Origin of the sequence: Streptomyces sp. NPDC005775 (assembly GCF_042871565.1) — a bacterium.
Classification (GTDB): domain Bacteria; phylum Actinomycetota; class Actinomycetes; order Streptomycetales; family Streptomycetaceae; genus Streptomyces.
In genome coordinates this window covers 24,765-49,199 of sequence record NZ_JBIAIU010000027.1, presented here as the reverse complement: position 1 = coordinate 49,199, position 24,435 = coordinate 24,765, and the positions used below count along the sequence as shown (strand labels likewise).

The 24,435-nt window shown below is 70.8% G+C and carries 18 protein-coding genes; 11 read left to right on the top strand and 7 right to left on the bottom strand.

The genetic code is table 11. From position 1 onward, the window contains the following. Positions 1 to 190 precede the first annotated feature (190 nt). The 3 genes from ACFYPA_RS36555 (at position 191) to ACFYPA_RS36545 (ending at position 2,632) form a co-directional block, all read left to right on the top strand. A complete protein-coding gene (locus ACFYPA_RS36555) occupies positions 191 to 589 on the top strand; it encodes an ectoine synthase (protein WP_148015956.1) in 399 nt (132 codons plus the stop codon). Positions 590 to 595: 6 nt separating this feature from the next. Beyond that, a complete protein-coding gene (thpD, locus tag ACFYPA_RS36550; RefSeq protein WP_359084973.1) occupies positions 596 to 1,489 on the top strand; it encodes an ectoine hydroxylase in 894 nt (297 codons plus the stop codon). Between the two features lie 135 nt (positions 1,490 to 1,624). Beyond that, positions 1,625 to 2,632 carry a VOC family protein gene (locus ACFYPA_RS36545; RefSeq protein WP_359314897.1) on the top strand — a complete coding sequence of 336 codons (1,008 nt, stop codon included), beginning with the start codon at positions 1,625 to 1,627 and terminating at the stop codon, positions 2,630 to 2,632. A gap of 3 nt (positions 2,633 to 2,635) precedes the next feature. Here ACFYPA_RS36545 and ACFYPA_RS36540 read toward each other — a convergent pair whose 3' ends face one another. Together ACFYPA_RS36540 and ACFYPA_RS36535 are read right to left on the bottom strand one after the other, a co-directional pair. Next, positions 2,636 to 4,195 carry an arabinogalactan endo-beta-1,4-galactanase gene (locus tag ACFYPA_RS36540; protein WP_389136891.1) on the bottom strand — a complete coding sequence of 520 codons (1,560 nt, stop codon included), beginning with the start codon at positions 4,193 to 4,195 and terminating at the stop codon, positions 2,636 to 2,638. Between the two features lie 58 nt (positions 4,196 to 4,253). Continuing rightward, positions 4,254 to 6,299, bottom strand: coding sequence for a beta-galactosidase (locus tag ACFYPA_RS36535; RefSeq protein WP_389136888.1), 2,046 nt, complete (start codon positions 6,297 to 6,299; stop codon positions 4,254 to 4,256). Positions 6,300 to 6,479: 180 nt separating this feature from the next. Between ACFYPA_RS36535 and ACFYPA_RS36530 the strand changes: the two genes are divergently transcribed. The 5 genes from ACFYPA_RS36530 to ACFYPA_RS36510 all read left to right on the top strand — a co-directional run bounded on the left by ACFYPA_RS36530 (position 6,480) and on the right by ACFYPA_RS36510 (position 15,714). Next, positions 6,480 to 7,802: a sugar ABC transporter substrate-binding protein gene (locus ACFYPA_RS36530; protein ID WP_389136886.1), complete on the top strand. Its 1,323-nt coding sequence runs from the start codon at positions 6,480 to 6,482 to the stop codon at positions 7,800 to 7,802. Further along, a complete protein-coding gene (locus tag ACFYPA_RS36525) occupies positions 7,799 to 8,725 on the top strand; it encodes a carbohydrate ABC transporter permease (RefSeq protein WP_389136883.1) in 927 nt (308 codons plus the stop codon). Before ACFYPA_RS36530 ends, ACFYPA_RS36525 begins: the two co-directional genes overlap by 4 nt. Continuing rightward, the gene (locus ACFYPA_RS36520; RefSeq protein WP_359084981.1) at positions 8,722 to 9,588 is read left to right on the top strand and encodes a carbohydrate ABC transporter permease; all 867 of its coding nucleotides are present in this window, start codon (positions 8,722 to 8,724) and stop codon (positions 9,586 to 9,588) included. Before ACFYPA_RS36525 ends, ACFYPA_RS36520 begins: the two co-directional genes overlap by 4 nt. A 41-nt stretch (positions 9,589 to 9,629) precedes the next feature. Next, positions 9,630 to 10,664, top strand: coding sequence for a LacI family DNA-binding transcriptional regulator (locus ACFYPA_RS36515; protein ID WP_359314886.1), 1,035 nt, complete (start codon positions 9,630 to 9,632; stop codon positions 10,662 to 10,664). Between the two features lie 874 nt (positions 10,665 to 11,538). Continuing rightward, entirely contained in the window at positions 11,539 to 15,714 is a 4,176-nt protein-coding gene (locus ACFYPA_RS36510) for a carboxypeptidase regulatory-like domain-containing protein (RefSeq protein WP_359353400.1), read from the top strand. 109 nt (positions 15,715 to 15,823) lie between these two features. Here the strand turns inward: ACFYPA_RS36510 and ACFYPA_RS36505 are convergent, their stop codons facing one another. Next, the gene (locus ACFYPA_RS36505) at positions 15,824 to 16,894 is read right to left on the bottom strand and encodes an alkene reductase (RefSeq protein WP_359353402.1); all 1,071 of its coding nucleotides are present in this window, start codon (positions 16,892 to 16,894) and stop codon (positions 15,824 to 15,826) included. A gap of 170 nt (positions 16,895 to 17,064) precedes the next feature. Here ACFYPA_RS36505 and ACFYPA_RS36500 point away from each other — a divergent pair, with 170 nt between their 5' ends. Beyond that, entirely contained in the window at positions 17,065 to 17,550 is a 486-nt protein-coding gene (locus tag ACFYPA_RS36500) for a MarR family winged helix-turn-helix transcriptional regulator (RefSeq protein ID WP_359084988.1), read from the top strand. Between the two features lie 5 nt (positions 17,551 to 17,555). Here the strand turns inward: ACFYPA_RS36500 and ACFYPA_RS36495 are convergent, their stop codons facing one another. From ACFYPA_RS36495 to ACFYPA_RS36480, 4 genes are all read right to left on the bottom strand, one after another. Continuing rightward, positions 17,556 to 18,617: an aminotransferase class V-fold PLP-dependent enzyme gene (locus tag ACFYPA_RS36495; protein ID WP_359314878.1), complete on the bottom strand. Its 1,062-nt coding sequence runs from the start codon at positions 18,615 to 18,617 to the stop codon at positions 17,556 to 17,558. Between the two features lie 90 nt (positions 18,618 to 18,707). After that, complete coding sequence (locus tag ACFYPA_RS36490; protein WP_359084990.1) at positions 18,708 to 19,427, bottom strand: DsbA family oxidoreductase; 720 nt, start codon at positions 19,425 to 19,427, stop codon at positions 18,708 to 18,710. 188 nt (positions 19,428 to 19,615) lie between these two features. Next, a complete protein-coding gene (locus tag ACFYPA_RS36485) occupies positions 19,616 to 20,227 on the bottom strand; it encodes a DUF1349 domain-containing protein (protein WP_359353426.1) in 612 nt (203 codons plus the stop codon). After that, positions 20,224 to 21,744, bottom strand: coding sequence for an aldehyde dehydrogenase (NADP(+)) (locus ACFYPA_RS36480; protein WP_359084993.1), 1,521 nt, complete (start codon positions 21,742 to 21,744; stop codon positions 20,224 to 20,226). The genes ACFYPA_RS36485 and ACFYPA_RS36480 overlap by 4 nt, the downstream gene beginning before the upstream one ends. Before the next feature lie 156 nt (positions 21,745 to 21,900). Between ACFYPA_RS36480 and ACFYPA_RS36475 the strand changes: the two genes are divergently transcribed. Together ACFYPA_RS36475 and ACFYPA_RS36470 are read left to right on the top strand one after the other, a co-directional pair. Beyond that, the gene (locus tag ACFYPA_RS36475; RefSeq protein ID WP_219569419.1) at positions 21,901 to 22,671 is read left to right on the top strand and encodes an IclR family transcriptional regulator; all 771 of its coding nucleotides are present in this window, start codon (positions 21,901 to 21,903) and stop codon (positions 22,669 to 22,671) included. A gap of 361 nt (positions 22,672 to 23,032) precedes the next feature. Beyond that, positions 23,033 to 24,349 carry a phosphatase PAP2 family protein gene (locus ACFYPA_RS36470; protein WP_389136895.1) on the top strand — a complete coding sequence of 439 codons (1,317 nt, stop codon included), beginning with the start codon at positions 23,033 to 23,035 and terminating at the stop codon, positions 24,347 to 24,349. Positions 24,350 to 24,435 lie beyond the last annotated feature (86 nt).

Genomic DNA, 24,435 nt, shown 5'->3' with positions numbered 1-24,435 from the left:
TGTAGGGGGGGCCCCGGGGCACCGCCCCGCCCGTCGATCGGGGGGTGGCCGGGGCCAGGCTGCCCGGGGGGGTCCGCCCGCCGGGGCGGGGGGGGGGGGGGGCCGGCCGCCCCCCCCCCCGCCCCTGCCCCGGGGCCGCCCCGGGCGGGCCCGATGAGAAACACCGTAGAGAGAAAGGCACTGCCCCACCGTGATCGTCCGATCGTTCAGTGACATCGAGAACACCGACCGGCATGTGAAGGCCGCCTCCGGCACCTGGGAGAGCAAGCGCATCCTGCTCGCCAAGGAGAAGGTGGGCTTCTCGCTCCACGAGACCACGATGTACGCGGGTACCGAGACGTCGATGTGGTACGCCAACCACATCGAGGCGGTCCTGTGCGTCGAGGGCGAGGCCGAGCTCACCAATGACGAGACCGGCGAGAAGCACTGGATCACTCCCGGCACGATGTACCTGCTCAACGGCCATGAGCACCACACCATGCGTCCGAAGACGGACTTCCGTTGTGTCTGTGTCTTCAACCCGCCCGTCACCGGACGGGAGGAGCACGACGAGAACGGTGTCTACCCGCTGCTGACCGAGGAGGGCTGAACCACCATGACCACTGAAGTACGCGCCGACCTGTACCCGTCGCGCGGCGCCGCCGAGATGACCACTCCCCGCCAGGACCCGGTCATCTGGTCCGCGCCGGGCGCACCGGGGCCGGTCGCCGCCAAGGACCTCCAGGGCTTCGAACGCGACGGTTTCCTCACCGTCGACCAGCTGATCACCCCGGACGAGGTGGCCGGCTACCACACGGAGCTGGAGCGGCTGATCGCCGATCCGGCCGTGCGGGCCGACGAACGCTCCATCATCGAGCCGCAGTCGGACTCCGTACGGTCGGTCTTCGAGGTCCACCGGCTCAGCGAGGTCTTCGCCCGGCTCGTCAGCGACGAGCGTGTGGTGGGCCGGGCCCGTCAGATCCTCGGCTCGGACGTGTACGTCCACCAGTCGCGGATCAACGTGAAGCCGGGCTTCGGAGCCTCGGGCTTCTACTGGCACTCGGACTTCGAGACCTGGCACGCCGAGGACGGACTGCCGAACATGCGGGCCGTGTCGGTCTCGATCGCGCTGACCGAGAACTACGACACCAACGGCGGGCTGATGATCATGCCCGGTTCGCACAAGTCGTTCCTCGGCTGTGCGGGCGAGACGCCGAAGGACAACTACAAGAAGTCCCTGCAGATGCAGGACGCCGGCACCCCGTCCGACGAGGCGCTGACGAAGATGGCCGACCGGCACGGCATCAAGCTCTTCACGGGCAAGGCCGGTTCGGCGACCTGGTTCGACTGCAACGCGATGCACGGGTCGGGCGACAACATCACCCCGTACGCGCGCAGCAACGTCTTCATCGTGTTCAACAGCGTGGAGAACGCGGCCCAGGAGCCCTTCGCGGCTCCGATCCGCCGCCCCGAGTTCATCGGGGCGCGGGACTTCACGCCGGTGAAGTAGGGCGGCCGGGACGACGGCGGGGGCGGGGACGGAGTGCCGTTCCCGCCCCCGCCGTCGTCGTGACTGCATCCCCCCCACGGCCGACGCCGCCGTAACCCGCTGGACCCCGTGACGGCCAGAGGCGACAGTGCACCCATGACTTCACACGTACACCACGTCACCGTCGACTGCGCCGACGCCCACAAGCTCGGCACCTTCTGGGCCGAGGTACTGGGTGCCTCCCTCGCCGACGACGACCTCCCCGGTGACCCCGAGGCGCTGGTCGAGACCCCCGGCGCCGCCCTGCTGTTCGTCACCGTGCCCGAGCCGAAGCGGGACAAGAACCGCATCCACCTCGACATCCAGCCGGACGACCGCACCCGGGACGAGGAGGTCGAGCGGCTCCTCGCCATCGGCGCCACGCTGGTCGCCGACCACCGCAAACCGAACGGGCGGGGCTGGGCGACGCTGGCCGATCCGGAGGGCAACGAGTTCTGCGTGGAGTGCGGTGCGCGTGAACGGGCACGGCTGACGGGGACGCGGCTGCCGGTCACGGCGGACGATGTGACGGCCGCGGTACGGCTGGCCGTGGACACGCTCACGGAGTCACCGGCCGAGGACTGGCGCATCCCCGCGGGGACGCTCACGTGGGACTGCTGGGAGACCGTGGAGCACCTGAGCGACGACCTGTTCGCGTACGCCGTCCAGCTCGCCCCGCGCAAGCCCTCGTTGGAGAACGAGGTCCCGTATCGCTGGGCTCCGGAACGCGAGGGCGGTCCCTGGAACGCGGTCTTCGCGGATCCGGAGGCGGGAACCGCCGGGCTGCTCCAGACCCTGGAGGCGAGCGGCGCCCTCCTGGCCGCGATGGTGCGGACGGCGTCACCCGATGTCCGTTCCTTCCACTCCTACGGCGTCTCCGACCCGGAGGGCTTCGCCGCGATGGGCATCGTGGAGACCCTCGCGCACACGTACGACGTCGCCGCCGGTCTGTCGCTCTCCTGGACCCCTCCGCAGGACCTGTGCGACCGGGTGCTGGCCCGGCTCTTCCCCGACGCCCCGGACGACGCCGACCGGTGGACCGTCCTGCTGTGGTCCACCGGCCGTGCCGACCTGCCGGGCCGCGAGCGCGTGACGTCGTGGAAGTGGCACGGCGCCCCGCTGTAGCCGTCAGCGGTGGGAGAACCACTTCGCCGCCGGGAGCAGCCTCGCGTCGTAGCCGAACAGGGCCTGGTTCTCCCAGGCGTTGCCCGAGGCGGGGTCGGCCGGGTCCCAGCCGCTGCCGCTGACGGCGGTCCACGCCGGCTCCCAGTAGACGGCGCCCAGCCCCCGGCCGCCGGGGACGGCCTCGACGACGTTCATCACGTCGCGGAGGTTGGCCGCCTGGCCCGCCGGGGTGGCGGGATAACCGCTGACGAGCTGGTCCGCGGTGGCGATGTTGTTCTCCAGGCCGTCGGCGTCGGCGAGGGTGTGGGCGTAGGCCGTCTCGGCGACCAGGACCGGCTTCCCGTACCGGGCGGCGGCGTCGTCGAGGTTGGTCTGGAGGTCGTTGAGCGGCCCGTGCCAGTAGCCGTAGTACGAGAGGGCGATGACGTCGAAGGGCACGCCGTACGCGACCGCGTTGTCGAACCACCAGCGGGTGCCGGCGTTGTCGCCGCCCTTGGCGAGGTGCAGGGCCACCTTCGTACCGGACGAGACGGCCTTCGCCGCGTTCGCGCCGGAGGTGAGGAGTCCGGCGAGCTGGGACCAGTGGTCGGTGGATCCCTCGGGCCAGAGCATTCCGGCGTTGGTCTCGTTGCCTATCTGCACCATGTCGGCGGTGGTGCCCTGTGCCTTGAGGGCGGCCAGCACGTCGTGGGTGTGGTCGTAGACGTCCTTCTTGAGCTGTGTGTAACCGTGTCCGGACCAGGCGGCGGGCTTGTTCTGCTTGCCGGGGTCGGCCCAGGCGTCGGAGTAGTGGAAGTCGACGAGGGTCTTCATACCGAGGGCCTTGGCGCGCTTGGCCATGGCGAGGACGTGGGCCTTGTCGTTGTACCCGTCGGCCGGGTTCACCCAGACCTTGAGGCGGACGTAGTTCATCCCGGCCGACTTCAGGAGGCCCATCGCGTCCCCGGTGGTGCCGCTCGCGCCACGGTAGACGGCCCCGTGCGCCTCGTTCTTCGGGAGGGTGGAGAGGTCGCCGCCCTTCACGCTGATGCCGGTCGCCCCCTTGCCGAAGGCGATGTCGTCGAAGTTGGCCCACTCCCCCGCGTGGGCGTCCGAGTTGAGGCTGATCGTGCAGGACCCGCCGGTGACCTTCACCGAGGTGACGAGGCGGATCCAGGCACCGTTCGCGGTGGGCGGCAGGTCGGTGCGCTGTTCGGCGCTGCCGCAGTCGCGCAGGGCGATGTACGCGGAGTTCTGGCCGCCGCCCGACCTGACCCAGGCACTCAGGGTGTACGTGCCGTTCGTGAGGCCGGTGAGGTACTGGTACGTCTCCACCTTGTAGGCGGAGGCCGACCAGTGGCTGAGCCGGGTGCTGCCGCTGTGGCCGCCCGCCTCGGTGAAGGACGCGGCGTTCTGCCCGCCGGCCGAGTAGGTCGACCAGCCGGTGGCGCCGGACTCGAAACCGGTGTTGGCGGGGGCGGCGGCGGCCGTGGCCGCCTGTGCGGGGAGTGCGGCCAGCAGGAGGCCGGAGAGCGAGGCCGCCAGCACCGCCGTTCTCTTCTTGCCGTGCGTCGTTCCGTACATCGTCGATGTCCCTTCGACCGTTGCGCGGGAAGTACGGGGGAAAGCGGGTCGTGCGTCCTCAGCCGTCGAGGCGGACCACACGGACGGCGCCCGCCGGGACGGCGAGGTGGCCCGTGGCCGGTTCTCCGGTGAGGAGTTCGGTACCGGGGGCGTCGAGCGGCACCTTGGCGTCGCCCTCGGTGTGGTTGATGACGAAGAGGTACGTGCCGCCGTCACCGGTGCGGGTGACGGCCTCGACGTCGTGCGGGAGTCCGGTGCGGGGCGCGATGCGTGCGTCCTCGCAGGCACGGTCCAGCACGGCGTCCAGGTCGGCGCCGCTCAGCCGGGTGGAGACGTACCAGGCGGTGCCCTCGCCGAGGCGGTGGCGGGTGACGGCGGGCCGGCCGGCCGGGATGCCGTCGGCGTAGGACCACATGGTCTCGGCACCGCGCGGGACCACCACGTCCGACCAGAGGTCGCCGGTCAGCTCGGGGCCCTCGGGTGCGCCCTCGGGCGTGATCAGGCGTACGGTGCCGCCCTCGGCGAGCGGGGAGAACTCCTCGACCGTCAGCCCCAGCACGTCCCTGAGCGCGCCCGGGTACGGCCCGGGGTGCACGGCGTCGTCGGTGTCGACGATGCCGGAGAAGTACGAGACGACGAGCGTGCCGCCGCCCTCCACGTACCGGCGGAGGTTTTGGCCCGTCTCCTCGGTGGCGAGGTAGAGGGCCGGGACGACGACCAGGGGGTAGCCGGACAGGTCGGCGTCGGGGTGGGCGAAGTCGACGGTGAGGTGCCGGTCGAAGAGCGAGGCGTAGAAGGTGTCGGCGCGCTCGCGGGCGTCGTGGTCCCGGCTCGGGCGCCACTCCAGGGACTGCGCCCACCAGGACTGCCAGTCCCAGACCATGGCGGCGTCGGCGACGGTCCGGGTGGTGCGGATGCCGTCCAGCAGGCCGAGGTCGGCGCCGAGGCGGGAGACCTCGCGCCAGACCCGGGAGTCCGTGCCGGCGTGCGGGAGCATCGCCGAGTGGAACTTCTCCGCGCCGCGCAGCGACTGCCGCCACTGGAAGAACATCGCGCCCTCCGAGCCGCGGGCGACGTGGGCGAGGCTGTTGCGGGCCATCTCGCCGGGGCGCTTGGCGGGGTTGCGGGGCTGCCAGTTGACGCCGCCCGCGGAGTGCTCCAGGAGCAGCCAGGGGGCGCCGCCCGCGACCGAGCGGGTGAGGTCCGCGGCCATGGCGAGGTTGACGTGGGTGCGGCGGCCGTCGGTGATCAGGTAGTGGTCGTTGGTGACGAGGTCGACCTCGCGGCCCCAGGCCCAGTAGTCCACCGAGTCGCACTGGCTGAGCGCGGTCATGAAGTTGGTGGTGACGGGGATGCCGGGGGCGAGCCGGTGCAGGATGTCGCGCTCGGCGCAGAAGTTCTCGCGCATGGTGGCGTCGGCGAAGCGTGTGTAGTCGAGCTGCTGGGCCGGGTTGCCGACGGTGGGGGTGGTGCGCGGCGGGTCGATCTCGTCGAGGCCGCGGTAGCGCTGGCCCCAGAAGGCGGTGCCCCAGGCCTCGTTGACGGCCTCGACGTCTCCGTGGCGGGCGGTGAGCCAGCGGCGGAAGTGGGCGGCGCAGTTGTCGCAGTAGCAGGCGCTGACCGGGACGCCGTACTCGTTGTGGACGTGCCACAGGGCGAGGGCCGGGTGACTGCCGTACCGGCGGGCGAGCTGTTCGGTGATGTTCGCCGCGGCGGCCCGGTAGTCGGGGTTGCTGTGGCAGATCGCGCCGCGTGAGCCGAAGGCGTAGCGGACGCCTTCCCGGCTGACCGGCAGGGCCTCGGGGTGCGCGCGGTAGAACCAGGCGGGCGGGGCGACGGTGGGGGTGCCCAGATCGGCGCGGATGCCGTTGACGTGCAGCAGGTCCAGGAGCCGGTCGAGCCAGCCGAAGTCGTAGGTGCCCGGCTCGGGTTCAAGCAGCGCCCAGGAGAAGATCCCGACGCTGACCATGGTGACGCCGGCCTCCCGCATGAGGCGCATGTCCTCGTCCCAGACCTCCTCGGGCCACTGCTCGGGGTTGTAGTCGCCGCCGAAGGCCAGCTGGTGCAGACCCTGCGGGGCAGTCGCGCGAGGGGTGTGCGGCATGGGCGTCTCCTGGGCTCTTTGGTACAACTTCTGGGAACGTGCACACACCCTCTCGGTGGCGCAGAGCCAACATAACCGCACAGCAACAACCATTGACAAGTGTCGGTTTGGTTTCTCTACTGTGAACGCTCACAGCGCACATCAGCGCTGCACCCTCGCTTCTCGTCAGGGGAGACATCAATGAAGTACCGCATCGTCGCGGCGTCCACGGCCGCCGTGCTCGCCGCCACCGCACTGCTCACGGGCTGCGGCTCGTCGGACGACGACGGCAGCGATGAGGGGTCGGCCGCCGCCGGCCCCGCATCGCTCACCTACTGGGCCTGGGCCCCCGGCCTGGACAAGGTCGCGGACATCTGGAACAAGGGCGAGGGCAAGAAGGCCGGGATCACGGTCACGGTGAAGAAGCAGGCGTCGGGCGACGACCTGGTCACCAAGATCATCACCGCGGCGAAGGCGCACAAGGCCCCCGATCTGGTGCAGGCCGAGTACCAGGCGCTCCCCACCCTGGTCTCCAACGACGTGCTGGCCGACATATCCAAGGAGGCGGGCGACGCCGAGGGCGAGTTCGCCGACGGCGTCTGGCAGCAGGCGACGCTGGGCTCGGACGCCCTGTACGCGCTGCCGCAGGACTCCGGCCCGCTGATGTTCTACTACCGCCAGGACCTGTTCAAGCAGTACGGCCTCTCCGTGCCCACCACCTGGGAGGAGTTCGCCGGGACCGCCCGCGCGCTGAAGAAGAAGGCGCCGGACAAGGACCTCACCACGTTCTCCTCCAACGACTCCGGCCTCTTCGCCGGCCTCGCCCAGCAGGCCGGCGCCCAGTGGTGGACCACCTCGGGCGACAAGTGGAAGGTCGCCATCGACGACCCGGCCACGCAGAAGGTCGCGGGCTTCTGGGGCGGTCTCGTCAAGGAGGGCGCCATCGACAACCAGCCGATGTACACCCCGGCCTGGAACAAGGCGCTCAACACCGGCAAGCAGATCGCCTGGGTCAGCGCGGTCTGGGCACCGGGCACCCTCACCACCGCCGCGCCCGACACCGCGGGCAAGTGGGCCATGGCCCCGCTCCCCCAGTGGAAGTCCGGCGAGAACGTCACCGGCAGCTGGGGCGGCTCCTCCACCGCGGTCACCACGGACTCGAAGCGCAAGGAGGCGGCGGCCACCTTCGCCAAGTGGCTGAACACCGACCCCACCGCGCTCGCCGCCCTGGTCAAGGAGAGCGGCATCTACCCCGCCGCCACGGCCGCCCAGACCGGTGGCGCGCTCGCGAAGCCGCCGGCCTACTTCGCCAACCAGCCGGACTTCTACACCGAGGCCGCCAAGATCGCCCAGGGCACCGCCCCGGCTGCCTGGGGCCCCAACGTGAACGTCGCGTACACCGCCTTCAAGGACAACTTCGCCAAGGCCGCCAAGGACAGGTCGGGCTTCGCACCGGCCCTCACCTCGATGCAGGACGCCACCGTCGCCGACCTGAAGAAGCAGGGCTTCGGAGTCTCCGAGTGACACGCGCACGCCGCCGGAAGCCGTACGGGGTCAAGAGCGCCCCGTACGCCTTCCTGATCCCCGCCACCGTGCTGTTCCTGCTCTTCTTCGCCCTGCCCATCGGCTACGCGCTCCACCTCAGCTTCCGCCGGACCGAGGTCAGCGGCCTGGGTCTCGGCAAGGGCGCCCGCAAGGAGATCTGGGCCGGGTTCGCCAACTACACCGACGCGCTCTCCGACTCGGAGCTGCTGCACGGCGCGCTGCGCATCCTCGGCTACGGCGCGATCGTGGTACCCGTGATGCTGGGCCTCGCCCTGCTCTTCGCCCTGCTGCTGGACACGGAACGGCTCCGGCTGCGCGGCTTCACGCGGCTGGCGATCTTCCTCCCTTACGCGATCCCGGGCGTCGTCGCCGCGCTGATGTGGGGCTTCCTCTACCTGCCCGACGTCAGTCCGTTCTACTTCCTGCTGGACAGGGCGGGGCTGCCGCAGCCCGATCTGCTCGACGGCGGCCCGCTCTACCTCGCGCTGGCCAACATCGCGGTCTGGGGCGGCACCGGCTTCAACATGATCGTGATCTACACCGCGCTGCGGGCGATCCCCGTGGAGATCTTCGAGGCGGCCCGCCTCGACGGCTGCTCCCAGCTGCAGATCGCGCTCCGGATCAAGATACCGATGGTGGCGCCGTCCCTGGTGCTGACGTTCTTCTTCTCGATCATCGCGACCCTCCAGGTGTTCAACGAGCCGACGACGCTCAAGCCGCTGACCAACTCCCTTTCCACCAGCTGGAGTCCGCTGATGAAGGTCTACCAGGACGCCTTCGTCAACAACGACATCTACGCGGCGGCCGCCCAGGCGGTCATCATCGCCGTCGCCACCCTGGCCCTGTCCTTCGGCTTCCTCAAGGCGGCCAACTCCCGTACGAAGCAGGGAGACACCCAGTGACCACGCCGCACCCGACGCGGCTGCCCGCCGCTCCGCGCCGGTTCGCCCTCGTACCCACCGCCGCCCTGCTGCTCGGCGCCCTCTACTGTCTGCTGCCCGTCGCCTGGATCCTGGTCGCCTCGACCAAGTCCGGCAGCGAGCTCTTCTCCACCTTCACCTTCCTGCCCGGCTCCGGCTTCGCGGACAACGTCGCCGACCTGTCGGCGTACCGGGACGGCGTCTACTGGAAGTGGATGGCCAACTCGGCCCTCTACGCCGGCGTGGGCGCGCTGCTGTCCACGGGCGTCTCCGCGGTCTCGGGGTACGCGCTGGCGGTGTACCGCTTCCGCGGCAGGGAGAGCATCTTCAACATCCTGCTGGCCGGGGTGCTGATGCCGCCGGTGATCCTGGCGGTGCCGCAGTACCTGCTGATGGCGAAGGCGGACCTGACCGACTCCTACCTGTCGGTGATGCTGCCGGTGATCCTCTCCCCGTACGGGGTGTACCTCGCCCGGATCTACGCGGCGGCCGCCGTGCCGGGCGACGTGATCGAGGCCGGGCGGATGGACGGCGGCGGGGAGTGGCGGATCTTCCGCACCATCGCCCTGCCGATGATGCTGCCAGGCCTGGTGACCGTCTTCCTCTTCCAGTTCGTCGCGATCTGGAACAACTTCCTGCTGCCCTACATCATGCTCGGCGACGACGAGAAGTTCCCGGTCACGCTGGGCCTCTTCACCCTGCTCCAGCAGGGCTCCAACACCCCGGCCCTCTATACGCTGGTGATCACGGGGGCGCTGCTGGCCATCGTCCCGCTGATCGCCCTGTTCCTGGTCATCCAGCGGTTCTGGAGCCTCGACCTGCTCTCCGGGGCCGTAAAGTCCTGACGGGCCCCGCCAGGACGTCACCTGACGAAAGATCACGCACCATGAGCCGCACAGAACAGACCGGTACGGGACGCCGACGGCCGCCGACCATCCACGACGTGGCCCGGGAGGCCGGGGTCTCCCGAGGCACGGTCTCCCGGGTGCTGAACGGCGGCCACAACGTCAGTCCGGCCGCACTGGACGCGGTCAACTCCGCCATCCGCAAGACCGGTTACACGGTGAACCGGCACGCCAGGTCGCTGATCACCGGCCGCTCGGACTCGGTGGCGTTCCTGCTCACCGAGCCGCAGGAGCGGTTCTTCGAGGACCCGAACTTCAATGTGCTGCTGCGCGGCTGCACGAGCGCGCTGGCCGCGCACGACATCCCGCTGCTGCTGATGATCGCGGGTACGGAGGCGGAGCGCCGCCGGAACATGCGGTACATCGCCGGCCATGTGGACGGGGTCCTGCTGGTCTCCAGCCATTCGGGCGACCCGGTCGCCGCGCAGCTGCACGAGGCCGGTGTCCCCCTCGTCGCCTGCGGGAAACCGCTCGGGCAGAAGTCCAAGGTCAGCTACGTGGCGGCCGACGACCGGGACGGCGCGCGGGACATGGTGCGTTTCCTGTACGAGTCGGGGCGTCGCCGGATCGGTACGGTCAGCGGCCCGCTGGACACCCCGGGCGGGGTGGAGCGGCTCGCGGGCTACCGCGAGATGCTGGCCGACTGCGGGCTGCCCGCAGACGACGCGCTGATCGCGCCGGGCGACTACAGCCGGGCCGGCGGCGAGGCGGCCGCCCGGCTGCTGCTGGAGCGGGCCCCGGACCTGGACGCGGTGTTCGTCGCCTCGGACCTGATGGCGCAGGGGGTGCTCGCCGCACTGGAGAAGGCCGGGCGCCGGGTGCCGCAGGACGTGGCGGTGGGCGGTTTCGACGACTCCCCCGCGGCGCTCGCCTCCCGGCCTGCGCTGACGACGATCCGTCAGCCGTGGGACCGGATCAGCGCCGAGATGGTGCGGGTGCTGCTGGCCCAGATCGGCGGGGAGGACCCGGCCGCGGTGATACTGCCCACGGAGCTGGTCCGCCGCGAATCGGCGTAGCTGCGGAGGCTCGCGGTGCCCCGCCCCACGCGTACGCGGCGTGGTCTAGACCACTAAACGGCGAGGCGCGCCCCGGTCGCACGGACGCCCGCCCGCACGACACCGGGGAACGGGACACGCGGGGCCAGGCCGCGTGAACCGGGCGCGGCACTCTCCCGCACAGAAGTCCGTCGACCCAGGTTCACCCTCCCGGGCCGCCGGCATCTTCGCCCGACAGTCGCGAATAAACATTTCACCCGCTCCGCCTTTTGGCTCTTTTCCACCCGGTCGACCAACCGGCACACGCATCCACAAGCGGAGCAGCCTTTTCCATTAAGGTTTACAAGCAGATATCCGCTACACCCGTGCTGCTTACACAGATCATGTCCGAAAGTAGTCACGGAACCATGCCTCCATCGACGAACGCGCCGGTAGCCGCCACCGCCCGGGAATACCGGCCCGGCCGCACCGTGATCAACTGGCCGAAATGACACTCACCGCCCTGGCGACTTCGGACTACTCTCCGACCGCGCGCCGCCGGCCGTGATCGGTCCACCCCGGCCCACCTGGACGCCACTTCGGCCTGCCATGCGGCGACTTACCAGTAAATGACGTCACTCATGAGCGGCTCGGTGCCGACCTCGGTGCCGACCTCGGTGCCGGGCGAACCGAGCGCGGAGCACTGGAGGCCTAGACCACTGCACTCGGCCGCGCGTCTCTTTCCTCTCGATTCGCTCGAAAATGAGCCACTTCGGCCCGCGAGAAATGAATAATTAACGATCGCATCATTGACATATGCCTCCCAAATAACGGCTAAGTGGTGACCGGCGAAAACCATTCGCCGTCGACCTGAAAAGCGTGTGGTCGACCCGTGCATCACATGGGAGACACGCAATTGACTGTCACCGGCATATCCAGACCGGCTGTCAGACGGACAAGATCCGCCTGGACCGGGCTGACCGCCCTGGCCGGCGCCTCAGCCCTCGCATTACTGGGACTCACCGCTCCGGCGGCGACCGCGACGGCTTCCGCGAGTGCCGACCTGAACACCAAACCGTCCGTGGAGGCCTCCTGCGCCGAACCCGGGCCCGGCCAGGTCCGCTGCTTCGCGCTGCGCCGCACCGACGTGGCCGCCAGGGAGGGCGTCCAGCCCGAGGCCGCGACCCCGAGCGGGTGGGGCGCCACCGCGCTCCAGGGCGCCTACAACCTGCCGGCCGACGGCGGGGCGGGGCAGACGATCGCCATCGTCGATGCCTATGACGACCCGACCGCCGAGGAGGACCTCGCGGTCTACCGGGCGCAGTACGGGCTGCCGGCCTGCACCACGGACAACGGCTGCTTCAAGAAGGTCGACCAGCGCGGTGGCACCGACTACCCGGCGGCCGACAGCGGCTGGGCCGGTGAGATCTCGCTCGACCTGGACATGGTCTCGGCCGCCGCGCCGTACGCGAAGATCGTCCTGGTCGAAGCCGACTCCGCCAGTTTCGAGGACATGGGCGCCTCCGTCGACCAAGCGGTCGCGCAGGGCGCCAAGTACGTCTCGAACTCCTACGGCACGGGCTATTCCAGTACTCCGGGCAGTGGTGAGGATCCGGCGGAGACCACCGAATTCGACGCCCACTACAACCACCCGGGTGTCGCCGTGGTCGCCTCCTCGGGCGACAGCGCGTACGGCGTCTCCTACCCCGCGGCCTCCCAGTACGTGACCTCCGTGGGCGGCACAGCCCTGGAGCAGGACTCCTCCACTGCCCGCGGCTGGTCCGAATCGGTCTGGTCCAACAGCTACGGCGGCCCGGGCTCGGGCTGCTCGCTCTACGAGGCCAGGCCCGCCTGGCAGAAGAGCGTCAGCACCGACTGCGACAAGCGCGCGGTCTCCGATGTCGCCGCGGTCGCCGACCCGTTGACCGGTGTCTCGGTCTACCAGACCTACGGCGGGGACGGCTGGGCCGTCTACGGCGGCACCAGCGCCTCCTCACCGATCATCGCCGGTGTGTACGCGGCGGCCGGCACCCCGCCGGCGGGCTCCTACCCCGCCGCCTACCCCTACGCGGCCGGCGGCAGCGGTCTGAACGACGTCGTGGACGGCACCAACGGCTCCTGCACCCCGGCCAGGCTGTGCAGCGCGGGCACGGGCTGGGACGGTCCGACCGGCCTCGGCACTCCCAACGGCGTGCAGGCCTTCCGCAGCGGGCCGCACGGCGTGGTGAGCGGTAGCGTCACCGACACCGCCACCGGCGCACCCGTCGCGGGCGCGGAGATCACCGCGGGCGACGCCCGGACCGAGTCCGGTGCGGACGGCACCTATTCACTGACCCTGCCGCCCGGCACCTACGACCTGAAGGTCATCGCCCACGGCTACACCACGACCACCGTCCCCGGCGTCGAGATCACCGACGGCGGCACGGTGAACAGGAGCCTCGCGCTCACGCCGGTCCCGACCCGGACCGTCTCCGGCAAGGTCACCGACGGCTCCGGCCACGGCTGGCCGCTCTACGCGGCCATCAGCGTCGAGGGAGTGCCCGGCGCGCCCGTCGAGACCGACCCCAGCACCGGCACCTACGCGGTCGAGCTCCCGGCCGGCACGTCGTACACGCTGAAGGTCACCAGCAACTACCCGGGCTACCGGAGCGCCACCAAGAACATCACGGTGGGCGACTCGGCGGTCTCCGCCAATGTGAGCCTGCCGGTGGACGCCTGGGCGGACACCGCGGCCGGGTACACGGTGACGGACGAGGGCGTCACCGAGCCCTTCGACTCGACCACGTCGGCCCCCGAGGGATGGACCGTCGACAACGCCGAGGGCACCTCCGGTGGATGGCAGTTCGACGACCCCGGCAAGCGTACGAACACCACCGGCGGCAAGGGCGCCTTCGCCATCGTGGACAGCGACAAGGCGGGCAGCGGAAAGGTTCAGAACTCCACGCTGACCAGCCCGTCCTACGATTTCTCGGGCACGGAGCTGCCCGAGCTGAGCTACCGGACCAGCTACAAGCCGTACTCCGGTCAGAAAGCCGACGTCGAGGTGAGCTCGGACGGTGGCACCACCTGGTCCGCCGTCTCCTCGCACACCACCGCCGTCACCGGCTCGAAGATCACCGTTACGCTCACCGACTACGCCGGCAAGTCCGACGTCCGGGTGCGGTTCCACTTCACCGGCAAGTTCAGCTGGTGGTGGCAGCTCGACGACGTGTTCGTCGGTTCCCGCAGCCTGTCGGCCGTCCCCGGCGGCCTTGTCGTCGGGCAGGTCACCGATGCCAACACCGGTGCCGGCATCGCCGGGGCCACGCTCACCGGTACCGGCGACGGCGCCGTGAGCACGACCTCGGCCGCCACCCCGGACGACGCGACGCTCGGTGACGGCTTCTTCTGGGCCTTCGCACCGGTCGGCAAGCAGACCGTGACTGCCGCGAAGGCCAAGTACACCACCGCGTCCAAGGCCGTGACCCTCGCCGCCGACTCGACGGTGACCAAGAACTTCTCGCTCAAGGCGGGGCGTCTCAAGGTCACCCCGGCCGCGGTCACCGCCCCGGTCGCCTGGGGCGGTTCGGCGACCAGAACCGTCACGGTCAAGAACACCGGTGGCGCCGACGCCACCGTCAAGCTGGACGAGAAGAGCGGCGCCTTCACACCGGCCGCTTCGGGCGCCCCGCTGATCAGCAGGAAGGGGGACTACTCGCCCCTGTCGTCGAAGAGCCTGAAGGCCGCCGGCAGGACCGCCGGTGCCACGGTCGCTCCGGCCGAAGGCGGTGACGCCTGGCAGACGGTGGCCGATCTGCCCGATGCCGTCATGGACAACGCGGTCGCCGTGGACAACGGCAAGGTCTACTCGGCGTTCGGCTTCGACGGTACGGACGACACCAGGTCGCTGTACTCCTACGACGCGGCGGACGGCTGGACGAAGCTGGCCGACGCGGCCGACACCCGGGAGGCTCCGGCCCGCGGCTTCATCAACGGAAAGCTGTACATCGCCGGCGGCTGGGGCGCCAGTGGGGACCCGGACGCCAAGCTGGAGATCTACGACCCCGCCTCCAACACCTGGACGACCGGCGCCTCCTCGCCGGCTCCGCTGGCGGGCGCGGGCTCCGCGGTCCTGAACGGCAAGCTGTACTCCGTCGGCGGCTGCACCACCGCATGCGGCTCCGCGTCGGTGACGGTCTACGACCCGTCGGACGACTCGTGGTCCACCGCGGCGAACTACCCGGAGAACGTCGCCTGGGAGTCGTGCGGCACCATCAGCGGGCTGCTGTACTGCGCCGGCGGTACCAACAGCGCCGGTGAGCTGAAGTCCGCCTACGTCTACGACCCCGCCGCCGACTCCTGGTCGGCCCTGCCGGACATGCCGGAGACCGGGTGGGCCTCGTCCTACACCTCGGCCAACGGTCTGCTGCTGATCTCCTCCGGCGTCAGCGACGGCGCTCTCACCAATGCGGGATACGCCTACGACCCGGCCGCCGGAACCTGGTCGTCCCTGCCCAACGCCGACGTGGCGACCTACCGCGGCGGCGGCGCCCCGGGCTTCTACAAGGTCGGCGGGGCAGACGCTCCCAGCGCCCCGTCCACCGCCGTGGAACTGCTCGCCGGCTACGACCAGGCCGGCGGATCGGACGTCAGCTGGCTGTCGCTGGACTACTCGGAGGTCAAACTCGCCCCGGGAGACAGCTTCTCGTTCGCGGTGACGGTGAATGCCTCGGTCGAGGAGATCACCCAGCCCGGGGAGTTCACGGCCCAGATCGGCATCTCGGCCAGCACTCCCTACCCGGTGGCGCCGGTCCCCGTCACCATGACGGTGGCCCCGCCGAAGACCTGGGGCAAGATCACCGGAACGGTGCTCGGCAAGTCGGCCGCCGGCTCCACGGCCCCCCTCAAGGGAGCGACCGTCCAGATCGACTCGTGGACGTCCTCGTACACCCTGACCACCGACAAGGACGGCCACTACGCACTCTGGCTGGACGCCCGTAACAACCCCCTCACCGTGATCGTCGCCAAGGACGGTTACGCCCCGACGGTGGCCACCGTCAAGGTCGTCAAGAAGGGAACCGTGACCACCGACTTCACCCTGAAGAAGGCGTAGGGACCGCGGCGGGTCCGCCCTCGGGTCGGGCCCGCCGCGCGCCGGCGGCCGCACCCCCCGGGGCGGGTCTCGCGCAAGCGGTACCCTGCCGGGCGCCCGGTCGCCGGCCTCAGGCCCCCAGCACCGGGTAGTCCGTGTAGCCGTGGTGGTCGCCCCCGTAGAAGGTCGTGGCGTCCGGAGCATTGAAGGGACCGCCGGCGCGGAGCCGCTCCGGCAGGTCCGGGTTGGCCAGGAACAGCACACCGTACGAGACGAGGTCGGCCACGCCCTCCTCGATCAGGGCCAGTGCCTCGGGCCCGGTCGACCCCTCGCTCGCCGGGTTGAGGACGAGGGTGCCGTTGAACTGCTTGCGCAGGGATTCGGTCAGCGGCCGGTCGCCGGCCGAGCCCTCCACGAGGTGCAGATAGGCGAGCCCGAGCGGCTCGATCGCCCGCACCAGCGCGCTGTACGTGGCCTCGGGCGCGGGCTCGTCGATGTCGTTGTACGGATTGCCGGGCGAGAGACGGATCGCGGTGCGGGCGGCACCGATCTCGGCGACGACGGCGCGCACGGTCTCCAGGGCGAACCGGATCCGGCCCTCCACGGAACCGCCCCACCCGTCGGTGCGCCGGTTGGAGTTGGGCGCCAGGAACTGGTGGATCAGGTATCCGTTGGCGCCGTGCAGTTCCACTCCGTCGAAGCCGGCGTCCACCGCGGCGCGCGCCGCGGAGGCGAAGTCGGCGATCGTCGCCCGGATCTCGGTGTCGGTCAGCTCGCGCGGGGTGACGAAGTCCTTCGCGCCCACGTGCGTGAAGACCTGTCCGGTGGCGGCGACCGCGGAAGCGCCGACGGGAGTGAGTCCGTCGGGCAGCAGGACCGGGTGGCCGATCCGGCCCGCGTGCATGACCTGTGCGAATATCCGTCCACCCCGGTCATGCACGGCGTCGGTGACCTTGTGCCAGGCGGCGATCTGCTCGTCGCTGTGCAGCCCCGGGGTGCTGGGGTAGCCCTGCCCCACGACCGATGGCTGGATGCCCTCGGTGATGACGAGGCCCGCCGAGGCGCGCTGGGCGTAGTACTCGGCCGTCAGATCGGTGGGCGCCCCGCCCTCGCCCGCCCGGCTGCGGGTCATCGGCGCCATCGCGATGCGGTTGGCGAGCCGGGTGCCGGCCAGGTCGAGCGGGTCGAACGCTGTGGTCATGAGAAGCCCCCAGGAGAGAGAGGTGTGGTCGGCCAACCAAAACTATGTGGTCGGCCAATCATCTGCGGCGTGCGTCACTGTAGCGCATTACTTGGCCGACCAAGGTAAAGTTCGCGCGAAGCCGTGTCCCGCAGCCGCGGAGCCGCCCCGCACCGCCCGAGGAGCCCTCGATGACCTCCGATCCCGCCTGTACCGAGCTCCCCAGCGCCGCCCGCGGCGGCCCGGTCAGCCATGCCGTGTCCCGGGTCGCACGGCTGCACCGGATCGCGGCGGGCAGACAGCTGAAGTGCGCGGGGCTCTACCCCGGCCAGGAGTTCCTGATGATGTACCTCTGGGACGCGGGTGCGGTCCGCCAGTCCGAGGTGATCAAGGCGGTGGACCTGGACCCCTCCACCGTCACCAAGATGCTCCAGCGCCTGGAGCAGTCCGGACACGTACGCCGCAGCCCCGACCCGGCCGACCGCAGGGCCGTCCTGGTCGAGGCCACCGACGACAGCTGCGCACTGCTCTCCGACGTGGAGCGGGCCTGGACGAATCTGGAGGAGCACACCCTCGCGGGCCTGGACGGGGACGAGCGCCAGGAGCTGGCGCGGCTGCTGGCCAAGGTCGAGGAGAACCTCTGCCGGGAAGCGGCGGACTGCCCGGAGAGCCGCTGACGGCCTCAGCCCGCGAGCACGTCCAGGGCGCGGTCCACATCGGCCTCGGTGTTGTACAGGTGGAAGGCCGCCCGCAGGTTGCCGGCCCGGTTGGAGACCATCACCCCGGCCCGCTCCAGCTCCGACGCCCGGTCACCGAGTCCGGGCACCCCGACGACGGCCGTCGGGGCCGCCACGACCTTGTGGCCCAGCCCTTCGAGCCCTTCCCGGAACCGGGCCGCGAGCCCCGTGGCGTGGTCGTGGACGGCGTCGATCCCGATCTCGTTCAGCAGCGCGAGGGAGTGCTCGGCGCCGTGGTACGAGAGGAACGCGGGCGGCTCGTCGTAGCGGCGGGCGTCGGAGGCGAGCTCGGTGACCGGCCCGTAGGTGCTGCTCCACGGGTCCTCGGCCGCGACCCAGCCGGCGAGGACCGGCGGCAGGGAGTGCTGCGCCTCCTCCGTGACGGTGAGGAACGACGCGCCGCGCGGGCAGAGCAGGAACTTGTAGCCGCCCGCGACCGTGTAGTCGTACGCCCCGGCATCGAGCGGCAGCCAGCCCGCCGACTGGGTGGCGTCCAGCAGCGTACGGGCCCCGTGGGCGGCAGCCGCGGCCCGCACCGCGTCCAGGTCGGCGAGCCGGCCGTCGGCGGACTGGACGGAGGAGAAGGCGACGAGCGCGGTTTCGGGGCGCACCGCGTCGGCCAGTTCAGCCAGCGGGACGTAGCGCGTCCTCAGATCGCCGCGCACCGCGAAGGGGGTGACGACCGAGCTGAACTCACCCTCGGGCGCCAGCACTTCGGACCCGGCGGGCAGCGAGCAGGCGATCAGACCGACATGGACGGTCACTGAACTGCCGACGGCGACCCGGCCGGCGTCGACACCGGCGAGCCGCGCGAAGCCACCCCTGGCCCGGTCCACCGCCTCGAAATCGCCCGCGCCGTTCCGGCGGCCCGTGGTGTTGTCCTCGGCGAGGGCTCTCACCGCGTCGACGGTGCGCCGGGGCAGCAGCCCGCAGGTGGAGGTGTTGAGGTAGGCGGTCTCCGGCGCGAACTCGGCGGACACCGCACGGCTGAGCGAAGAGATCTTCATGGGCCCAGCCTGAATCCCCCTTAACTCATAGTCAATCGCCAAGAGTTAAGGGGGTCGTCCAAGTAATGCTTATGAGCGCAGCTCATGGGCTCAGGCGATGGTGCCCGCCTGCGGAACCTCGCACGCACCGTCGGCGTCGCAGGCCGCCGCGTCCCCGCCGACGGCGGTCAGCGGGCGGTCCTTCCACGCCTGCTCCAGCGCCTGGGCGAAGACCTCGGCGGGCTGGCCGCCGGAGATGCCGTAGCGCCTGTCGAGCACGAAGAACGGCACCGCGTTGGCGCCCAGCTCGGACGCCTCCTGCTCATCGGCCCGCACCTCGGCCGCGTACGCCTGCGGGTCGGCGAGCACCGCGCGCGCCTCGTCGGCGTCGAGACCGGCCTCGACGGCCAGCTCGGCCAGCACCTCGTCGTCGTAGACGGACCGCTCCTCGGCGAAGTTCGCCCGGTAGGCGAGGCTCAGCAGCTCGTCCTGACGGCCGCGGGCCTTGGCCAGATGAAGCAGCCGGTGGATGTCGAAGGTGCTGCCGTGGTCACGGCCCTCGGTGCGGTAGCCGAGCCCTTCGGCCTGGGCGTTGGCCGCGACGTTCGCCTCCATGGAGCGCGCTTCCTCACGGGTGCGCCCGTACTTCTGCGCCAGCATGTCGATGACCTGCGCGGTGTCGCCCTTGGCGCGCCCGGGGTCGAGTTCGAAGGAGCGGTGGACCACCTCGACCTCGTCGCGGTGGGCGAACCCTGCCAGGCCCTTCTCGAACCGGGCCTTGCCGATGTAGCACCACGGGCAGGCGATGTCGCTCCAGATCTCGACGCGCATGACTCTTCTTCTCTCCAGGCTCTCGTGCGGCTGCTCCCACAGCACGGAGGGATCCTCCGTTCAGGGGGGAAACGCGGACGGGGCCGCTCCCATTCCCCTCGGCCCACGCCGTCGCCGGCACGGCTCTGGGGCCTGCGGGAAATCCCACTGCCGTCCACCCGCCGGAACCCGGCGGGTGGACGCGCAGCTCAGCTGCCGTCGCGCAGGTCCGCGATCCCCGCCGGGCGGAATTCGATCCGGTCGAAGGAGACCTCGCAGCCGTCGCCCGTGGGCGACTGGGCGAGGAAGCCGATGGCCGCGGTCGCGGCCCGCTCCGGCTCGCCCAGGGCGAAGACGCGGACGAAGGTCCACTTCTCACCGTCGGGCGAGGCGTGGTACGCGAAGGCGTTGCCCGTGCGGCTCAGGCGCAGCCAGTAGGTGTCGCCGTCCACGACGAACGAGTTGACGTCGTCGGAGTGGCCGCGGGTGACGACGGTGCAGATGGTGGGGCGGTCCGGGGACAGCTCCAGGCAGACCTTGGCCCACTCCCGGTCGCCGACGTGGAGGTACAGGACCCCCGCGTCGAAGGCGGCGGCGAAGCCGACGCGGACCCGGGCGATCAGCTGGAAGTCGCCCGCCGGGGCGGCACCCAGCAGCCGGGGGGCGTCGCTCGCCGATTCGAGGCCCTCGCCGTCCGGCGGGACGAAGCGGTCCTGGCGGGCGCCCGCACGGCCGGTGAGTACGCCCTCCTCGTAGTTCCACCCGGTCGCGGGGCCGAACGCTTCCAGGGAGAAGGGGAGTTCGGGGAGGCTCAGGGTCATGAGCGGTGTCCGTTCACGCGGCGGGGCAGGCCCAGCGGGTTGTCTTCGCGCAGCTCGGGCGGGAGCAGCGCGTCGGGGGTGGTCTGGTAGCTGACCGGGCGCAGCCAGCGCTCGATCGCGGTCGCGCCGACCGAGGTGGACGTGGAGGTGGTGGCCGGGTAGGGGCCGCCGTGGTGCTGGGCGGGGGCGACGGCGACGCCGGTCGGCCAGCCGTTGACGAGGACGCGTCCGGCGAGCGGGGTGAGCGCGTCCAGGAGCGCGGCGGCGCTGTCGTCGGTCTCCTCGGTGGCGATCTGGAGCGTGGCGGTGAGGTTGCCCGGCAGCCGGGACAGGACCGCGGTGATCTCGTCGTCACTGGTGTAGCGGGCGACGACGGTGACCGGGCCGAAGCACTCCTCCAGGAGCGCGTCGTGCGGCCCCTCGGTGGCGAGCAGCTGCGCCGGTACGGTCAGGAAGCCTGCTGCGACGGTGTGTTCACCGCCCGCACCGGGGGTGACCGGGGCCTCCACGTCCGGGAGGGCGGCCCGCTCGCTCACGCCGGCGAGGAAGGCGTCGCGCATGCGGTGGTCGAGCAGGACTCCGGCCTCGGTGTCGCTGACCGCTCCGGTGAGGGACTTCAGCAGCCGGTCGCCGTTCTCGCCCGCGGGGGCCAGGACGAATCCGGGCTTGGTACAGAACTGGCCCGCGCCCATGGTCATCGAGCCCCCGAGCCCGGCGCCGAGCTGCTCGCCGCGCTCGGCGGCGGCGGCCTCGGTGATGACGACGGGGTTGAGGGAGCCGAGCTCGCCGTGGAAGGGGATGGGGACCGGCCGCGCGGCTGCCGCGTTGAAGAGGGCGCGGCCGCCGCGGATGGAGCCGGTGAAGCCCGCCGCGCTGACGAGGGGGTGCTTGACCAGTTCGACGCCCGCCTCGAAGCCGTGCACGACGGTGAGGATGTCCTCGGGCAGTCCGTGCCGCGCCGCGGCCCGGCGCAGGACGGCCCCGCACAGTTCGGAGGTCGCGGGGTGGTCGGGGTGCGCCTTGACGACGACCGGGCAGCCGGCCGCGAGGGCGCTGGCGGTGTCACCGCCCGGCACGGAGAACGCGAGCGGGAAGTTGCTGGCCGCGTAGACGGCGACGACGCCGAGCGGGATCTTGTAGCGGCGCAGGTCCGGCCACGGCGGGGTGCGCGTGGCGTCCTCGTGGTCGATGTGGATGTCGAGGTACGCGCCCTCGTCGACGACCTCCGCGAAGGCGCGCAGCTGGGCCGCGGTGCGGGCGAGTTCGCCGGTCAGCCGGGCAGGGCCGAGCGCCGTCTCGGCGTCGGCGGCCTCGATGACGTGCTCACCGGCCTCGGTGAGCAGATCGGCCGCGGTGCGCAGGAACGCGGCGCGCACGGTGCGGTCGGCGAGGGAGGCGCGTACGGCGTGCGCGGCCCGGACCGCGCGGTCGACCTCCTCCGCTGTAGCCTCCACCGCAACCTGCTCACGCGGGTTCCCGGTGCGGGGGTCGACGCTCCAGACTGGTGCTGCTGCCACCGTGTTTCCTTCCGCTCCACTGCCACACATCAGAAGTTGTTCGGTATTCTGAACAGAGTTCCTGATCGTGAATATGGTGGCGACTCTATTTCCGGGCGTTCGGTGTTGGCAAGAAGTCGCAGGGTTTCGTAAGTGGGCTGGAAGGGGCGTAGGGCGATGTCGGTTGCCGAGTCTGGTGGGGCACAGGTCAAGTCCGCGGTACGGACGGTGGAGTTGCTGGAGTACTTCGCCGGCCGGCCGGGCATGCACTCCCTCGCCGCGGTGCAGGAGGCCGTCGGATACCCCAAGTCCAGCCTCTACATGCTGCTGCGCACGCTGGTCGAGCTGGGCTGGGTGGAGACGGACGCGACGGGGACGCGGTACGGGATCGGCGTACGGGCCCTGCTGGTCGGCACCTCGTACATCGACGGCGACGAGGTGGTCGCGGCCGCCCGCCCCACCCTGGACCGGCTCTCCGACGACACCACGGAGACCATCCACCTCGCCCGGCTCGACGGGACGAACGTCGTCTACCTCGCCACCCGCCAGTCCCAGCACTACCTGCGCCCCTTCACCCGCGTCGGCCGCCGGCTGCCGGCGCACTCGACCTCGCTCGGCAAGGCGCTGCTGGCCACCCACAGCGACGAGCAGGTCCGCAAGATGCTGCCCGAGACGCTGCCCGCCCTGACCGAACACACGCTGACCGACCGGGAGAAGCTCATCGAGGAGCTGCACCTGATCCGCGAACAGGGCTACGCCGTGGACCGCGAGGAGAACACCCTGGGGCTGCGCTGCTTCGGGGTCGCGGTCCCGTACCGCACCCCGGCCCGCGACGCCATCAGCTGCTCGGTGCCGGTCGCCCGGCTCACGCCGGCGCACGAGCAGATGGTGAAGGACGCGCTGTTCGACGCGCGGGACCGGCTGACCCTCGCCACCCGCAGGCTCTGACCCCGGACGTCTCGTCGCGCCCGGTACAGGACGCCGACCACGCGCCCGGCGCCGACGAGGCCCGCCTCCGGCGGGACCGGCCCGGGTGAGACCTGCCGGGTGATGACCGCCACCCCGCCCCACGCGACAGGCAGGCACCGGCCTGTCGCGGAATCCGCCATGACCATCGGACCTTCGAACACCACTCCGATAACATGCACGCATTCATGGCGATTGACCTCATCGCTCACACCGCACCGGCGGCACACGCTGCCCGGTGCGACAAGTGACCTACGGCGTGACGTACTCCACCAACATCTAACAAATCGGCCAAACCTTGATACCTATAGCATCGCGGGTGTTTTCGCGAATAACCAACGGAATTACGCCCGGTGCCTGGCGTCGGCCGAAGACGGCACTGTGGGTCGCGGCGGGGGTGGTGGGTCTCGGATTCCTGGTCGCTCTGGAGATCGCCGCACGCCACTACGGGCTGCCGGGGCCGATCGCCAGCCAGGCACGAGAGGCGATATTCCCTCCCGTCTCGGGATTCCTGCTCTACGCCAGCATGGGCCTGATGATGGTGGTGCTCACCTGGCGCCAGCGGTTCATCGCGATCGGGACCGCGATCGGTATCGACCTCGTCATCCTGCTGGTGCGATGGATCGCCGACGCGCCGGTGACCCACGGCCACCCCTTCGGCAACGGCGCGCTGTGGGTGATCCTGGGGTGCGCGGTCATCGCCGTCACCCGCCGCACCGGTGCGGAACGCCTCCTGCTGCTCAAGGGCGTCGGGCTGGGACTGCTGCTGGTGACCGGCCGCAAGACCGGTGACACCTGGTTGCTCATCACCTCGAAGACCCGCCCGCTGGTGCTCGACCAGTACGTGGCGACCGCCGACCACGCGCTGGGCAACCCCTCGTGGCTGGTGGGCCGGCTGGTCAGGGCCACCGGATCGTTCGGTGAGCACTTCCTCGACTCCGTCTACACCCAGCTCGCGGTGGCCGCGGTCGTCGTCGCGCTGTACCAGCTGCGCAACGTGGCCACCGAACGCCGCTTCCCGGCCCACCACCTGGTCCGCACCTTCCTGGTCATCGGACTCCTCGGGCCGGCCATCTACATGATCTACCCGGTCGTCGGACCGGTCTTCGCCTACGGCGCCGACGGCGGACACTGGGCCGCGGCCAACCTGTGGCCCGACACGATGCCACCGAGCAGCGGCCCGCAGCACATGCCGTTCGACGACTTCACCCCGCGCAACTGCATGCCCAGCCTGCACACCGCATGGGCCACCACGATCTTCATCCATTCCCGCAAGGGCCCCCGGTTCCTGCGGTACGCGGGCACGTTCTGGCTGCTCGCCACCCTCGCCGCGACGCTGGGCTTCGGTTACCACTACGGCATCGACATCATCACCGGAGTGATCTTCACCCTCACGATCGAGACGGCCCTGCGCGCGCTCGAACGCGGCTGGGACCGGTCCGCGACCCAGCTGGTCGCCTACGGAACGGCGGTCTTCGCCGCGATCCTGGTGGCCGCCCGCTGGGTGCCGACGGAGATGGCCGCGCATCCGTGGCTGTTCGGCCCGCTGCTCATCGCGGCGATGGTGTCGGTGATCTACGCGTACGTGCGGACCTCCAGGCAGTGGGACCCGAAGCCCGCACCCGTGCGGCAGCCGGAGCTGCGGCCCGAACTGGTCTGAGCCGCCGCGGCGTTCCGTCTCCGCCGTCCGGCGGAGACGGATCGTCGCCGGGCATGACGTGCCCTGACCGTCCGCGCGGCAGCGTG